We start from the raw sequence: 15,148 nt of genomic DNA on the forward strand, positions 1-15,148 counted from the left end.
ACGTCAGCGGTAAGGGCGGGTATATCCGGTCGAAGGCGCGCCGCCATAGGGCGAAGCGGGCGCGCTCGGGCGCGTCGCCAGAAAGGGATTCGGGTAGCCGGTAGCGGCGACCGGTCTGCGCACGCTAACGCGGCCCATTACGATTGCGGAGCTGCGCGGTGCGTTCGACATGACGGTTTGTCCCGAAGTTGATTCAGACGCCTATCAGCCCATGAGTCGCCGCGCGCGTAAATCGGCCCGCCATCCGGTTTTATGTCGCTTTTCGGCCACAATGCCGCCAGCAACCGGCCCCATTTCGTCAAGCCTTCATAAAACCTGCATCCAAACGTCAAACTCAACCGTCATAGCCGCTCTTCAGCCGCCTTTCATTTTCTGTTCAGTTACGGATCAGTTTCGGTTGGGGAACCCAATGACCAGCTCCAAGATCGCCCTTTTGTCCGCCGCCTCGCTTCTGGCAGTGGCGTCGCATGCTCAGGCCGCCGCCCCGGCGCCCGCGCCCGCTGCCGACGCTCCCGTCGTCGTGACCGTCTTCGGCCAGCGCGCCGCCGAACGCGAAGCGCTCGACCAGCAGCACAAGTCCCAGACCCTGAAAGAGGTCGTGACCGCCAACGACGCGGGCAAGCTGCCTGACCAGAATGTCGGCGAAGCCGTGCAGCGCATGCCGGGCGTCACGGTCGATGACGATCAGGGCGAAGGCCGTTACGTCGTGATCCGCGGCCTCGACCCGGCCCTGGCCGCCGTGCGCATCAACGGCCAGGACGCCGCCGCGCCGGAAACCGATACGCGCGAGGTCAAGGTGGACACCATCCCGTCCGGCCTGATCGGCTCGATCGAAGTGCTGAAGGACCAGACCGCCGAATACGACGCCAACGCCATTGCGGGCGCGGTCAATGTCAAGACCATGACCGCCTTCGACAAGAAGAAGCCGTTCGTGACCGCGCGCTATGCGGCGGGCCATATCGACCTTGACGACAAGACCTCGTATGACGCCGACCTGTCCGCCGGGACGCGCTTTGGCGATCATAAGCAGTTCGGCGTCGTCGTCGCGCTCAACGCCTCACGCCGTCCGCAGGCCTCGGACAATCTGCAGGGCTCGGAACACTGGGGCGAAGACAAGACGGGCGCTCAGATCGTTCCGTCCGACTGGAAGCTGCGCGACTATTATGTGATCCGCAACCGTCAGGGCGCCGCCGTCAATTTCGACTATAAGCCCAATGACGACGTGCATCTGTACGCCCACACCCTTTTCTCGCACTTCACCGACATGGAGCAGCGCCAGCAGTTCGGGATCAAGCTGGCCGGTCAGACCGCCACGGGCGACGACACGGGAACCTTCGCCAGCGCCAAGGCCGCCAAGCGCGACGCCAAGTATCGCTTCGAAGACGAGCATATTTCGACGGTCAGCTTCGGCGGCGAAGTCACCGTCGGTCAGGGCAAGCTTGACGCCGACATCACCAATTCGACCGCGATCAAGGACGACGATCCGCGCTACAACTTCTCCTATGTGTCGGGCAAGAAGGACGCCAAAGGGACTTACGATCTGTCCGATGTGCTGTTCGATGTCGATCCGGGCGGCAAGGTCTATGACCCGTCCAATTACACAGCCTCCGAGGCCGAACTGGAGGCCGACCACTATCGCGAAATCCTGAACCAGGCCAGCCTCAACTACAGCCTGCCGACCAGCCTCTGGGGCGGCGATACGACCTTCAAGTTCGGCGCGAAATATTCCAAGCGCCACAAGCGCTCCGACGTCAATTATAAGCTCTATGACGTGTCGCATTCGGGCATGACGCTCAGCGACTATCAATCCTACACCGGCGCGACCCTCTATAATGGCCGTTATGATTTCGGCCCGACGGTCGATTTCATCAAGTCGCTCGACGCCGCCGAGGCGGGCGGTTATCTGACCGACGCCAATCTGGAGGAGCCGGACACGCTGGTCGGCGAACTGGCCGACGATTACGACGTCACCGAGACCGTCAGCGCCGGCTACGCCCAGGCGACGATCCGCAACGGAAACTGGACCGTGACGCCGGGCCTGCGCGTCGAGCATACCGCCAACACCTCCAAGGCCAAGGCGTTCGACGAGGATTCGTCCATCGACATGCCGTTCAACAGCTTCGGCAAGAAGGACTATACCGACCTGTTCCCGTCCGTAGTCGGGCGGTACGACGTCAATTCCGACACGCTTGTCCGCTTCGCCGCCACCACCTCGATCGGCCGTCCCAACTATGTCGATCTGGCGCCGCATGTGAACATCAGCAAGAACGACGGCAGCGCGGAGATGGGTAATCCCGACCTCAATCCTCTCAAGTCGGTCAATCTCGACGCCGGTTTCGAGCATTATTTCGGCAAGCGCGGCGTGATCTCGGTCTCGGCCTTTTACAAGGACATTCAGGATCCGATCTTCAACACCGGCTATACCGGCGATCTGACCCTTGGCGGCGTGACCTATACCGATCTGAACGTCACCCAGCCGAAGAATCTCGACAAGGCCACATTGGCGGGCGTCGAATTCAATCTCGTCTATCAGTTTGACGACATGCTGCCTGCGCCGCTCGACGGCCTGGGCGCCTCGCTGAACCTGACCTCGCAGAAGTCCTCGACCGACGGCGCGCCGGGCCGCAGCGACAAGGTCAGCCTGATCTACACCTCCGACCTGACCGTCACGGCGGAGCTGACCTATGAGAAATATAACTGGACGGCGCGCATCGCCTATTCGTACCGCTCCAAATTCCTCGATACGCTGGGCGACGACAAGAGCACCGACATCTACACGGCGGCGCGCGGGCGTGTGGACGTCAAGGTCGGCTACGAACTCAACAAGACCTGGCAAGTGTTCGTGCAGGGCAAGAATCTGAACGACGCGCCGTGGCGCCGCTATATCGGCAATGCGCGTCAACTGGTCGAGAACGAAGCCTACGGCCAGACCTGGGCGGTTGGCGTCGCGGCCAAGTTCTGATGCACAGGCAGCCAGGCGACGAAGATTGTCGCCTGGCTGTCAAGAAAGCGGGCTATGACGCCGTCCGTGGTTGAAGGCCGCTGCGACAACTTATCAAAACGCGCCGCAGGAGGATGCAGAATGGTCAGGACATTGCGTAAGGCGGGGATCGGCGGGCTCGGCGTACTGCTGACCTGGATGGTGTTTTCCCTTATCGCCATGGCGTTTCTGGGGCGGGCTGAGGCCAGCGAAGCCTGGCGGCTTGAGCGCGTCGTCGTGGTCATGCGCCATGGCGTCCGCCCGCCGACCAAGGCCAGGGTCGTTCCCGAAGGCTTCACGCAAAAGACCTGGCCGTCCTGGGACGTCGATTGGGGTTATCTGACCGGCCACGGCGCCAAAGCCATCGCCAAGCTCGGCGAACTGGACGCGCGCAGCTATGGCGCCTTTCTGGGCGAGGATTGCCACAATATCCGCGTCGTCGCCGACATTGACCAGCGCACGCTGAAGACCGCCGAAGCCTATGCGCAGGCGCTGGAGCCAAAATGTCCGGTCACGGTCGAACATGGCCCGATGGATCAGGCCGATCCGCGCTTTTCGCCGTTCGAAGCCGATACGCCCGCCGACGGCGAAGCCATGCTGGCCGCAGCGCAGGGCGCGCTCGGATCGGGCGGTCTGGCGGCGCTCGACGCAAGTTACGCGCCGCTGCTGAAAAAGCTCGACGCCATTCTCGGCTGCTGCTCGGCCCCCGCCTGTCCTGACGGCGCGGCGTCCTGCGGCCTCGAAGACATGCCGACGCGCTTCGTCGACAAGAAGAACCGCGTCAAGATCGACGGCGGCCTTGATACGGCCTCGTCACTGGCGCAGGTCTTGCTGCTGCAATATGCCGACGCCAAGCCGCTGGACAGCGTCGGCTGGGGCCTGGCTGACCGCCAGACCATCGCCGATCTGTCGGCCTTGCACGCGCTGGAATTCCAGCTTGTCGCCCGCCCGAAAGCCATCGCCGATTTCGGCGCCCGACCGCTGCTGGCCGAGGTGAAGCGCGGCCTGTTCGCGACCGACACGAAGAAGATGACCGTGCTGGTCGGCCACGATTCCAATCTCGCCTATGTCGGCGGCGCGCTCGACCTGCACTGGAAGGCGGGCGGTCTGGCGCCGGACAGTTTGGCGCCGGACAGTCTGGCGAAAGACGATCCGGCCCCCGGCGGCGCTTTGATCTTCGAAAAATGGCGCAACCCGAAAGGCCGCGAGGTCGTCATCGTCCGCTATCGCGCCCAGTCGCTCGACCAGATGCGCAACCTGACCGACCTGACGCCCGCCGCCTCACACATCCTGCCCCTGTCCCTCTGCCACGGCAAAACCGCCTGCGCGGCCAAACGCTTCGAAACCTTGCTGGACAGAAACTAGACCTGTTTCTCATGCCTCCCCGGCTATGCCGAGGAGGGGACCGCGCGGGCCTCGCCCGCGTGGTGGTGGGGTTTCTTTTGGCCCTCACGCCATCCCCAGAACCTTCAGCAGCGCCAGACTGATGCCCCCGAGGGCCAGCAACGACAGCACCACGGCCAGCGTCACGCGCCCACCCGCCTTCGCCACTGTGCGCACATCGACGCCCAGCCCCAGCGCGGCCATCGACACGACGGTCAGAAAACCCGCCACATCGCTGATCGGCGTCAGGGCGGCATGCGGGATAAAACCCAGGGCCCGCAGAGCCACCATGGCGATGAAGCCAATAATGAACCACGGGACCAAATGCGCCAGATCCGGTCGGCGCCGGGCCTCCCCCGCGACCAGCTCCCCATTCGGAACCGTCTCCGGCGCCAGATGCGGCGCGATCAGCGACAGAACCAGGCTGACCGGCCCCAGCATCAGCACGCGCGTCAGCTTGACCAGGGTTCCCATCTGGATCGCGCTGGCCCCCATCGGCGCGGCGGCGGCGATCACCTGCGGCACGGCATCGACGGTCCGGCCTGCAAAGGCGCCGAACGCCGCCGCCTTCATGCCCAGCAGCAACCCGATCAGCGGCAGGCCCAGCACGACCGCCACGCCTAGCACGGCGGTGAAGGCGATGGAGGCGGCGACATCCTCGGAATCGGCGCCGATCACCGGCGCGACGGCGGCGATGGCCGAATTGCCGCAGATCGAGTTGCCGCACGCCACCAGCAACGCCATGCGCGTCGGCAGACCCAGCGCCTTGCCGATGCCAAAACTGATCAGGATGGCGCTGGCGACCACCAGGAAGATGCCGATCAGCAAAAAGGGGCCTGCATCAATGAGCATCTGAGTCGACACCGCGGCGCCCAGCAGCACGACGGCGATCTCCAGCAGATACTTGGCGCTGAACTCCACGCCGCTGCGCCATGCCGCGCCGGGCGTCCACAGGCTGCGTGCGGTCGCGCCCAGCACGATGGCCAGCACCAGCGCCTCGACCCACGCCTTGCCAAGCAACGCCGCCTCCGCCGATTGCAGCGCATAGGCGGCGCCGGTGACGATCAGGCACAAAACGAAACCGGGCAAAACGCTCAAAAGGCGGTGCGCGCGAACAGGAACGGCGATGTCAGCCATGGGGAACTCCACTTCGCCGCCGGTTTATACCCGCAGAAAGGTTCGTTCCAACAGATTATAATGTTAAATTCGTTCTTATAAATCGAACAATTGCTGTCATTGGCCAGCTCCGCAAGCGTCTGTTTGCGACCCGTTTATTGCGACGCGCTGGACGCCGCCGAAGCCGTCGCGACCGGCGCCAGAAACAGATTCACCGCATCCGGCGCGTCCTTCGCCGCCGCCACGGCGACCGGCGCATGATCGACCCCGACTTGATCGAGCACCGCCGCCACCGCTTCGGCGCGCGCGCGCGATGCGCTCCGTCGGGCCGCCGCCGACGATCTGCAAGCCGCCGCCGCCCCAGCGCTGCGCCGCCCAGGCCGCCGCCAGCACAGCGGCGCGGCCATCGTCGCTAAGCGCAGACTTGCCCGCGTCGAAGGCGATGGCGGGCAGGGGCTGCGATGGCGGGATCAGCGTCACCGACGTTCCCGGTATAAGCTGGCGCGCGGCCAGCTCCAGCGCGTGATAATCCTCCAGCGAGCCGCCGTTCTTGAGCGTAACCTGCGCGCTCAGAGCGCCGTTGTCGCTTTTCAGCCCCTGCACCGTCGCCACCCGCTCCAGCACGGCGTTGAGATAACGGTCGGCGGGCAGGCTGGCCACCTGATCGGACAGGGACGGCAGTTGCGGCGAAGGCAGGCTGACCGTCTTGTGCGCATTGATATCGTTGGCGTTGGCGGCGATCACCTGCTCGATATTGAGGCCCTTGAGGTCCGGCCAGGTCTGACCGAAGCGCTTTTCGACGCCATCGACATAGGCGTGGGTGATGACGACGGCCTGCACATTGACGACCTTGCCATGGCTGACGCTGACGCGCAGGTCGTTGATGCGCGCGCCCTCCTTGGCGAACAGGCTCTCTATGGTGTTGCGCACGCGGTTGGTCTGGCGCGCCTCGGTGACCAGGTCGTTGAGCGACAGGGCCAGCGGCGCGCACAGCAGCAGGGTGATCATCGCCAGAATCGGCGCCTCCCAGCGCGATCGCTCATGCCGCGCAGGCAGGAAACCGTAACGGCGTGCGACGATAAACACCGCGCCGAGAATGGCCACGACGTTGGTGATGAACAAAAGACCGGCGCCGGCGGCGATATTCAGCGTCCAGGTCGCCAGCCCGTAGCCGACCGTCGCCAGCGGCGGCATTAGGGCGGTGGCGATGGCGACGCCGGCAATAATCCCGCCGCGCCGCGACAGGGTGACGACGGCGCCGACCACGCCCGACAGGGCGGCTACGATCAGGTCCAGCAGGGTCGGGCGGGTGCGCGCCAGAATTTCTCCCGTCACCTCCTTGAGCGGCGAGGCCCAGACGATCAGCACCGAGGCCAGGATCGACACCAGCACCCCGACCCCCAGCGTGGTCGCCGCGCGGCGGAAATTGGGCAGGTCCAGTTCGGCCAGCGACAGGCCCATGGCCACAATCGGCCCCATCAGCGGCGAGATCAGCATAGCGCCGATGACCACGGCGGCGGAGGACTGCAACAGGCCCAGTGTGGCGATGCCGCAGGCGCAGAAGGTCAGGCCGTAATAGAAGGCTGAATGGCAGGCATTGGCGTGAACCTCCTCCTCGACCGCATCGCGGTGCGCCTTGGTGAAGGCGCGCGACGGCGGGCGCAACAGCTCGCTGACGATGCTGGCGCACTCGTCGCCCAGGCCCCGCAGATGGGTCATCAGGCGCGAGGTTTCGACACCCGGCTTTGGCGAAGGGTCTTTGGGCTGCGGCATGCGGTCTCCATCATATCCACCCCCTCATGCCTCGCCTTATCGTCGGTGACCAGTGACCTCGCGTCCCTCTCGCGCGAACGTGAAGCAGAGTGATAGCGTCTTGCCAAAACTGTGCATATTGTATATGCACAGTATATGACTTCGCTTGCCTTCATGTTTGGGCCGATTTCACCGGCTGCGCCAGGACCGCTCTACGAGCAGATCGTCGCGGCGGTGAAGCGGGAGGTCGCCGCCAACCGGCTTAATCCGGGCGACGCCCTGCCGTCGCTGCGCAGTCTGGCCGCGGAGCTCATGGTCAGCCTGATCACCGTCAAGCGCGCCTATGAGGAGCTGGAGAAGGACGGCGTGATCTATTCGCGGCAGGGTCTGGGCGCCTTTGTCGCCGACGCTGGCGGCGAACGCTTGCGCGAACAGAATATCGAAGCCGCGCAGGCGGCTCTGCGGGCGGGCATGGCCGCCGGACGCGCCGCAGGCTTGGATGATGCGGGGCTGCTGGACATGTTGAATCACATTTTGAAAGAGGGAATTGACGGATGAGCCCGGCGATATTGACAGAAGGACTTTATTGCAAACAAGGCGGTTTCACGCTCGGCCCGCTGGACCTGAGCGTGCCGCGCGGCTCGATCACAGCTCTGATCGGACCGAACGGCGCGGGCAAGACGACCTTGCTGGATCTTATGATGGGGCTGGGACGCGCGCGGTCGGGGCGTATCGAACTGCTGGGTCTGACGCAGCCTGGTGATGAAGTCGCAATCAAGACGCGCGTCGCCTATGTCAATCCGGATGTGAGTTACGCGGTCTGGGGCACGGTCGGGCGCGCGCTCGATTTCGTGCGCGGCTTCTATCCCGACTGGGACGAGACGCGCTGCGCCCGCCTTCTGACGGCGTTTGAATTGACGCGCGCCCAGAAGATCACAGCCCTGTCGTTCGGTGGACGCATCAAGCTGTCCCTGACGATGGCGCTGGCGCGCGAGGCGGAGCTGTTGCTGCTCGATGAACCGACGGTCGGGCTTGATGTGAACGCGCGCCGCGTTCTGTTCCATGAACTGCTCAATGTCGTGAAAGCCGATAACCGAACTGTGCTGATATCTTCGCATCAGCTCAGCGATCTGGAGCGGCTGGCCGACCACTGCGCCATCATCAGCAACGGCAGGCTTGAGGTCATGGCGCCGATGGACCGCCTTCTGGAGCGCTACGTGCAGCTGGACGCCGTTTGTGCGGGGCGTCTGCCTGATCTGAGCGGCGTGCGTCTGATCGCGCGCAACGGCGACCGCGTCCGCCTGTTGCTGGATCGCCATCTTTGCGACGAGGCGTCGCTGAGCGCGCAGGGCGTGCGCGTCGTGGCCGGGGTTCCGCTCAATCTCGAAGACCTGTTCCTCGCCCTGACCTCTGAAACGCAGGAGAAAGCCGCATGATGACGTCACGACTGCGCCATCTCGTCCTTGATCCCGCCCCGCTCTGGCAAAACGGCGTCGGGCTGTTGCTCTGGCTGATCGTCGCCTTCATCGCTGGCGTGTGGATGACAGGCAAGGGCGAGCCGAACATCATGATGGTCTTCTCCGCCTCCGTCGTGACGTCAAACTATACGCTCAAAACGCCGGTCTGGCGCCATCTTCCACTGTCGCGCGCCGAACTGGGACAGGCGCAATGGTGGCATCTGCTGGGCCGCCCCGCTTTGTGCGCATTGGCGTCTCTGGCCCTGGCCGTTGCGGGGGCGGCCATGTTCGGCGCCTTGAGCACGCCGCCGGTTGAGATCCTGGCCTATGGCGGCGCTGAGCTATCTCTGATCCCCTTATTCGGCGCGGCGGTGCTGCTGGCGGCCCAGTTGGCGCCCATGTTCGGCGTTGGCGGCTATGCGCTGGGCCTTGGCCTGCCGCTGACGGGCGCTCTTGCGCTCGGGATGCGCTGGATGGATAAAGACCTGTTTTTGGTCCACCAGGGCGAGATGCTGACGGGCGGCGCGATGGGGCTGATGCTGATGTTCGCGTTGTATGCGGCCAGTCCCTGGCTGCCTCTGGCCCTGCCCAAACCGCCGCGGCTCGCGCGCGCGAAAAGCCGTGACGCCGCCGCGTCGAAGCCGGGCCAGCCTGGATTGACGGGGTGGGGCGCGTTGGCTAGGCCCGCCCTGAACCGTCTGGCGTTTTCCACTGGTCTTTCCCTGCTCGCCGTCGCCGTCATGTTCATCGTTTCAGACGGAGCCTCGGCATGGACGCCGATCCTGGGCGCGCTGCCTCCGGCGATCGTGGCGATCACCACACAGACGACGACGCCGATCCGCGCCTTAGCGGGGTTGCCGCTGACGCCTGCGGCGCGAACGGTTGTCTTGCAGGCTTCAGCGCCTTTGCTGCAACTGCCGGTGTTCGCGCTCATGTGGGGACTGACGCTTCTGATCGCTCCGGCGACGCTGACGCCAATGTGGCTGGCCGCCTATGGTCTGACGGCGCTGGCCCTGCTGGCCGCCGCGTCTGTGAGCCTGGCCCTGCAACTGCGCTTTGGCGTCAGGGCCTCCGTCGCGCTCGTCGGCGTCCTCGCCGGTCTCATGGGTGTGAACGCCGGCTTCATGGCGGCGACAGGAGGCCCTGCGCTGCCCGCCGCCGCCAGGGTGTGGATGGCGCTGCTACTGTGTCTGCTTCTTGCGGGCGGTTGGGTCTGGACCTGGGCGGAGCTGGCCTATGGCCGCGCCGCCTATCGCCAGCGTCCGCTGACGGCGCAGACCTGGCGCGGTCGAGACGGCTGACGGACGTCTGGCCTCACCCCGCCGCGCGGAGCGTGACGCCGACCTGCGGCTGCGGGCGGCCCAGGAGATAGCCCTGCGCCCCGGCGCAGCCCTCGGCGCGCAGCAGGTCAAGCTGGGCCTGAGTTTCCACGCCCTCGGCCAGCACCGGAATGTCGAGGCTGCGCCCCAGGGCCAGAATGGCGCGCACGATGGCGTGGGCCTGCGGGCTGACATCGGCCTGCATCAGGAAGGAGCGGTCGATCTTGATCTTGTCGAACGGGAAGGCGCCCAGCGTATCCAGCGAGGCGTAGCCCGTGCCGAAATCGTCGATGGCGATGCTGACGCCCAAGGCCTTGATCTGACGCAGGATGTGCAGGGCGCGCGTCCGGTCCTCGATAATCGAGGTTTCGGTGATCTCCAGCTCCAGCCGCGACGGCGCAAGCCCGGTCATGATCAGGATGTCGCGCACTGTGGCGATCAGACGCTCGTCGCTGAGTTGCACCGGCGACAGATTGACCGCGATGCGCAAAGGCTCGCTCCAGCGCGCCGCCTCTTCGCACGCCGTGCGCAGCACCCATTCGCCGATGGCGATGATGGCGCCGCTCTCCTCGGCCAGCGGAATGAAATCGGCGGGCGAGACGAAGCCGCGCTGCGGATGGCTCCAGCGGATCAGCGCCTCATAGCCGGTGACCTCACCGGTCGCGACGGCCTGCTGCACATGATAGAAGAGGCGGAACTCGTCATTGGCCAGCGCCCGCCCAAGATCGTGCGCCAGGGCGCGGCGGTCGCGCGCCGCCTCATCCGCTCCGGCGTCGAAGAAGCACAGGTGATCGCTGTGGCTGGCGCGCGCGCGCCACATGGCCAGATTGGCGTTGTTGAGCAGGGCTTCGCGCGTCTGCGCGTCCTGCGGGAACAGCGCCGCGCCGATGGCGCCGCCGCCGTTCAACGACAGGACGGCGCCTTGACTGTCCATAATCTGGCTGGGCGTATGCACCGCGTCGCACAGGCGGGTGAGAAAATCGTCGAGCGCCGCTTCATCGCCGTACGGCATGACCGCTGCGAATTCGTCAGCGCCGAAGCGGGCGATGAATTCACCGTCGCGCAGCGCGTCGGACAGCCGCGCCGCCACCGCCCTGAGCATACGGTCGCCGACGCTGTGGCCATGGCGGTCATTGACCGCGCGAAACCCGTTAAGGTCGATGGCGACCACGACCAGCTTTTGGTCAGCCGCCGCAACGCGCGCCAGTTCGGCGTCGAGATGGGTGTTGAGATGCGCGCGGTTAGGCAGGCCGGTCAGGCTATCGTGCAACGCCATATGGGCGATGCGCGCCTCGGTCTTACGGCGTTCGGTAATGTCCTCAAAGGTCGTCACCCAGCCGCCGTCTGGCATCGGGCGATGCGACACTGACATGGTGCGATGGGGGAAAAAGTCCGAAACCATGTCGCCGCCGCCGGGGCGAGCGATCAGGGCGCGGTTACGCGCATGCCAGGTCTCGATCTCGGCTTCAGGCGGCGCAGCGCCGTCGCGGGTGGACATCAGCATGACCAGCAGGTCGCGAAACGACAGGCCTGGGGTGACCTGGGCGGCGTCCAGTCCGTAAATGTCGATGAAACGTCTGTTGGCCAGCACCAGCTTTTCGTTGCGGTCGAACAGCAAAAGGCCCTGCGACATGTGCGACAGAGCCGCGTCGAGATTGCGCGTCGCCTCAAGGCTACGGTCCTGGTCAGCCTTGCGCGCGCTGATGTCCTGGGTAATCGAAGCGTAACCGATCAGCTCGCCGTTGTCATCGCGAAGCGCGCGCAAGGTGGTGTGGCTCCAGAAGGCGCGGCCCTCGATATCCTGAATGCGCGCTTCGAGTTCGGCGTGTCCGGTCTGCCGCGCAGCGTCCAGCGCGTGTCGATACCGGATTGGAAACTGCGCGTCGAGCGCGCAGACATCGGCATAGACCTTGCCGACAATGTCCTTGACTGGATAGCGGTTGTTGCGCTCTGAGCCGTTGTTCCAGTCCAGAACCCGCCCCTCGCGGTCGAGCAGGAACAGCAAGGTGTCCTCCAGCCCTTCCAGCAGCACTTTGAAGCGCCGGTCGGTGTCGGCGCGCATGGCGTCGAAGCGCTGGCCCCAGATGACCGCAAAGGCGCAGACCGCCATGACGGCGGCGGCGGCGCTGAACAGGGCGGCGGCCATGGCGTGCGGCGACAGATGCAGTCCATTGGTCGTTATGCGCGGATCGGGCAGCACCGTCACCGCGCCCATGGCGACGAAGTGATGGCAGACAATGGCCAGGGTCAAAAGGGGCGCCGCGCGCCAGATCAGACGGTGATTGTAACGGTTGACCGACCACATGGCCGCCGCCGACAGGGCCATGCCCGCCGCTATGGAGACAAAGACCAGATCCGGCGCCCAGATCAGCCGTCCCGGTACGTCGAGCGCCGCCATGCCGAGAAAATGCATTGAGGCGATGCCTGCGCCAACGACCGCGCCGCCGGTCAGATCGGCGCCGCGAAACGCTTTTGACACCCCGATCTCGATGCCGCCCGCCGTCAGGGCGATGGCGACCAGCAGCGACAGGAGCGTCAGTCCCGGCGAAAAGGTCATCGGCACGCCGGGATTATAGGCCAGCATGGCGATAAAGTGCGTCGCCCAGATGGAAAAGCCCGCCGCCGCGCCGGACACCAGCACCCAGGCGATATAGGCGCGTCTGTCGTCTTTGCGCGTCGCGCCGCGTGTCAGCCGCGCGCGCGCGATCATCATGACCGTGACGGCGCTGGAAATCAGACAGACAATAGCCGCCAGCGCCACCAGCTTCCAGTCATGGTGATCGCGCAGGCAGTAAAGCACTCGAAACATGTAAACTCAGGCCTTATCGGATACGGTCATTCTGTCCGCCGTTCTGGATTTCTCCACGCCAAAACGGCTCCGCAGACCTTTTTATCTAACAAAGCAGGATTTTTTTCTCGTTAACGCGAAATAAAAGGTAAAATATACCCTTTCAGGCGAACCAGATCACGATGATGCCGGTCACGATCAGCAGCCCCACGGACAGGATGCGGTAATTGCGAAACCAGCTTACGCCTTTGAGGTGCGCGCTCTCCTCGGCCCAGACGGTTTGGGAGAACATCAGAGGCGCCACGCGCTTCATATCCGGCAAGGGCGCGCTCAGACTGCCGACGACCAGCGCCGCCAGCGCGATCAGGAAGATGAGCATGGCCGCGACCAGAAAGTGCAGCGGCAGAAGATGCGCGATCTCGATGGCGTAAAACAGCGCAAAACTCATCGTCGTCCCGACCACCAGGGCCAGACCCGCGCCGCGCTTATTGGCGCGCTTCCAGAACAGACCGGCGATGAAGACGGCGGCGATGGGCGGTACGAAATAGCACAGCAAAGCCTGCAGATACTGCCACAGCGTATCCTTGAAATGCACGATCTGCGGCGCCCACAGGATCGAGATCAACATGACGATCACCGTCACCGCCTTGCCGATATGCACGAGCGCCGCCTCACTGAGACCCGGCCTGAAGCGGCGGATGAAATCCATGGTCGTCAGGGTCGAGACCGAATTGTATATGCCGGACAGCGACGACAGGATCGACACCAGACAGGCGGCCAGGAACAGGCCGGTCAATCCGTGGGGCAGAATATCGAACAGGATGTGCGAAAACACCTGATCGGGCTGGGCCAGATGCGGAAACAGCAAAATGGCGCCCGCGCCCGGGATGCAGACCAGAAACAGGCTGGTCAGTTTAAGCCCTCCGGCCAGCAAGGCCCCGCGCCGCCCGTCGTCGAGGGATCTGGCCGCCAGCACGCGCTGCACCATGGTCTGATTGGCGCACCAGAAATAAAAGCCGATCAGGGGTACGCCGGTGACAAGCCCGGTCCACGGCATGTACGGATCGGAGGCGGGCAGGATCAGCTTCAGATGCGACGGATCGACCTCGCGCATGATCCGGCCCCAGCCGTGCAGCGGATCGCCGCCGCCAATGGCGGAAAAGGTGAAAAAGGCCAGCGCCGCGCATGACACCACCATGACGAGGCCCTGCACCCCCTCGACCATCAGCACGGCGCGCAATCCCCCCATGATCAGGAAGGCGCCGGATAGTCCCGCCAGCAGCGCGCACACCTCCCATAACGGCCAGCCCGGAAACAGGGTCTGAAACAGCACCGCTCCCGCAAACAACGACCCCGAAGCGTCGAGAAACACGCCCAGTCCGATGCCAAGCCCCGACACATAGGTGCGCACGAAGCGTCCGTAGCGCAGCTCCAGAAACTCCGGCACGGTGAAGATGCGCGACTTCACATAGGTCGGCAGCACGACGGCGCAGAACAGGGTCAGCACGATGGCGGCGGGCCATTCATAGGAAAAGGCCGACGATACGCCGTGCGCATAGGATGATCCGGTCAGCCCGACCAGCGAGGTCGCCGAAATGGTGGTGGCGTAAAGCGCAAAACCGATGCGCAGCCACGAGGCCGATTGCCCGCCAAGGAAATGCTCGCGCGCCTTGAGCGCCCGGCTGCGTCCGATCAGTCCCGCCGCCAGAAGGCCGAGCAGATAGAGGCCGAAGACGACGACATCGCTTGAACTGAGACGGCTGGCGTCGAACATATGGGCCCCTGCTTTATCTTATAACGCGAAGGTAGCGGATTCACGCCGCCGCGCAATGCGGTTTTCGTCGCGCTAACGCTGCGCTCCTTGAGCGCGGGTGAGCGCACTTATCCCCTCTCTCCAAAACGCCCTTATCCTGATGCGATGACCTATACGGAACAGGCAGAAGCGGACAAGGCGGCGCTGGAAGCGCGGCTGTTGCGTCTGCGCGCCTTCACCGAAGACATTGCCCAGCGTTTGCACGACATGCCGGCCCCGCAAACCTATGTCGAAGCCACCCACGCCGCCCGCGCTCTCCAGACCGCCGACAAGGCGCTGGCCAGCCTGCCCGAAGCGCCGCCTCAGACCTGTGACGCGGCTCCCGCGCCCACCTTCCGCGACTCTTTACGCGCCTGCGCCGACCGCCTGCTCGACGCCGTCGAGCGCATCGACCGGCCACAGACCCACATCGAAGCCGCCCGCGCCCAACGCTGCGCCCTCGTCATGCAGGCCCTGCTGCGCCAGCTTTACACAACGCCCTATCCGTCTGGGCCCAGACGCTATGAGGATGAGGATTTTACCATCCTTTTCAGCGACTGG

Annotated in this window: 10 protein-coding genes; 6 read left to right on the plus strand and 4 right to left on the minus strand. The window is 64.7% G+C overall.

Translation table 11 applies throughout. The features are described 5' to 3' along the window. Window positions 1–409 precede the first annotated feature (409 nt). Window positions 410–2,962 carry a TonB-dependent receptor gene (locus ACTHLA_RS17765; protein ID WP_440192686.1) on the plus strand — a complete coding sequence of 851 codons (2,553 nt, stop codon included), beginning with the start codon at window positions 410–412 and terminating at the stop codon, window positions 2,960–2,962. Window positions 2,963–3,082: 120 nt separating this feature from the next. After that, window positions 3,083–4,345 (plus strand): histidine-type phosphatase, encoded by a 1,263-nt coding sequence (locus ACTHLA_RS17770; protein WP_440192689.1) that lies wholly within the window; start codon window positions 3,083–3,085, stop codon window positions 4,343–4,345. An 84-nt stretch (window positions 4,346–4,429) separates the two neighbouring features. Here the strand turns inward: ACTHLA_RS17770 and ACTHLA_RS17775 are convergent, their stop codons facing one another. Together ACTHLA_RS17775 and ACTHLA_RS17780 are read right to left on the minus strand one after the other, a co-directional pair. After that, entirely contained in the window at window positions 4,430–5,500 is a 1,071-nt protein-coding gene (locus tag ACTHLA_RS17775) for a YeiH family protein (protein ID WP_440192692.1), read from the minus strand. 96 nt (window positions 5,501–5,596) lie between these two features. Then, window positions 5,597–7,252: a DUF389 domain-containing protein gene (locus ACTHLA_RS17780; protein ID WP_440192694.1), complete on the minus strand. Its 1,656-nt coding sequence runs from the start codon at window positions 7,250–7,252 to the stop codon at window positions 5,597–5,599. 135 nt (window positions 7,253–7,387) lie between these two features. Here ACTHLA_RS17780 and ACTHLA_RS17785 point away from each other — a divergent pair, with 135 nt between their 5' ends. Genes ACTHLA_RS17785 through ACTHLA_RS17795 form a run of 3 tightly spaced genes read left to right on the plus strand, consistent with a single transcriptional unit; the run spans window position 7,388 to window position 9,989 of the window. Beyond that, the gene (locus ACTHLA_RS17785; protein ID WP_440192697.1) at window positions 7,388–7,789 is read left to right on the plus strand and encodes a GntR family transcriptional regulator; all 402 of its coding nucleotides are present in this window, start codon (window positions 7,388–7,390) and stop codon (window positions 7,787–7,789) included. Further along, window positions 7,786–8,667, plus strand: a complete 882-nt coding sequence (locus ACTHLA_RS17790; RefSeq protein ID WP_440192700.1) for an ATP-binding cassette domain-containing protein — start codon at window positions 7,786–7,788, stop codon at window positions 8,665–8,667. The genes ACTHLA_RS17785 and ACTHLA_RS17790 overlap by 4 nt, the downstream gene beginning before the upstream one ends. Then, window positions 8,664–9,989, plus strand: coding sequence for a hypothetical protein (locus ACTHLA_RS17795; RefSeq protein WP_440192703.1), 1,326 nt, complete (start codon window positions 8,664–8,666; stop codon window positions 9,987–9,989). The genes ACTHLA_RS17790 and ACTHLA_RS17795 overlap by 4 nt, the downstream gene beginning before the upstream one ends. A 13-nt stretch (window positions 9,990–10,002) precedes the next feature. On the opposite strand, the gene ACTHLA_RS17800 is transcribed toward ACTHLA_RS17795, so the two are convergent. Further along, on the minus strand, window positions 10,003–12,816 hold the full coding sequence (locus ACTHLA_RS17800; protein WP_440192706.1) for a bifunctional diguanylate cyclase/phosphodiesterase: 2,814 nt from the start codon (window positions 12,814–12,816) through the stop codon (window positions 10,003–10,005). A gap of 142 nt (window positions 12,817–12,958) precedes the next feature. Continuing rightward, complete coding sequence (locus tag ACTHLA_RS17805) at window positions 12,959–14,569, minus strand: sodium:solute symporter family transporter (RefSeq protein ID WP_440192709.1); 1,611 nt, start codon at window positions 14,567–14,569, stop codon at window positions 12,959–12,961. Window positions 14,570–14,713: 144 nt separating this feature from the next. Between ACTHLA_RS17805 and ACTHLA_RS17810 the strand changes: the two genes are divergently transcribed. Then, a partial coding sequence (locus ACTHLA_RS17810) for a hypothetical protein (protein WP_440192712.1) occupies window positions 14,714–15,148 on the plus strand: 435 nt, incomplete at its 3' end.

Origin of the sequence: Asticcacaulis sp. (genome assembly GCF_051956075.1) — a bacterium.
Taxonomy (GTDB): domain Bacteria; phylum Pseudomonadota; class Alphaproteobacteria; order Caulobacterales; family Caulobacteraceae; genus Asticcacaulis.

What these genes read in the sequence shown, in the direction of transcription:
- ACTHLA_RS17765 (WP_440192686.1), top strand. Translation starts at nt 410, where the DNA reads ATGACCAGCTCCAAGATCGCCCTTTTGTCCGCCGCCTCGCTTCTGGCA.
- ACTHLA_RS17770 (WP_440192689.1), top strand. Translation starts at nt 3,083, where the DNA reads ATGGTCAGGACATTGCGTAAGGCGGGGATCGGCGGGCTCGGCGTACTG.
- ACTHLA_RS17775 (WP_440192692.1), bottom strand. Translation starts at nt 5,500, where the DNA reads ATGGCTGACATCGCCGTTCCTGTTCGCGCGCACCGCCTTTTGAGCGTT.
- ACTHLA_RS17780 (WP_440192694.1), bottom strand. Translation starts at nt 7,252, where the DNA reads ATGCCGCAGCCCAAAGACCCTTCGCCAAAGCCGGGTGTCGAAACCTCG.
- ACTHLA_RS17785 (WP_440192697.1), top strand. Translation starts at nt 7,388, where the DNA reads ATGACTTCGCTTGCCTTCATGTTTGGGCCGATTTCACCGGCTGCGCCA.
- ACTHLA_RS17790 (WP_440192700.1), top strand. Translation starts at nt 7,786, where the DNA reads ATGAGCCCGGCGATATTGACAGAAGGACTTTATTGCAAACAAGGCGGT.
- ACTHLA_RS17795 (WP_440192703.1), top strand. Translation starts at nt 8,664, where the DNA reads ATGATGACGTCACGACTGCGCCATCTCGTCCTTGATCCCGCCCCGCTC.
- ACTHLA_RS17800 (WP_440192706.1), bottom strand. Translation starts at nt 12,816, where the DNA reads ATGTTTCGAGTGCTTTACTGCCTGCGCGATCACCATGACTGGAAGCTG.
- ACTHLA_RS17805 (WP_440192709.1), bottom strand. Translation starts at nt 14,569, where the DNA reads ATGTTCGACGCCAGCCGTCTCAGTTCAAGCGATGTCGTCGTCTTCGGC.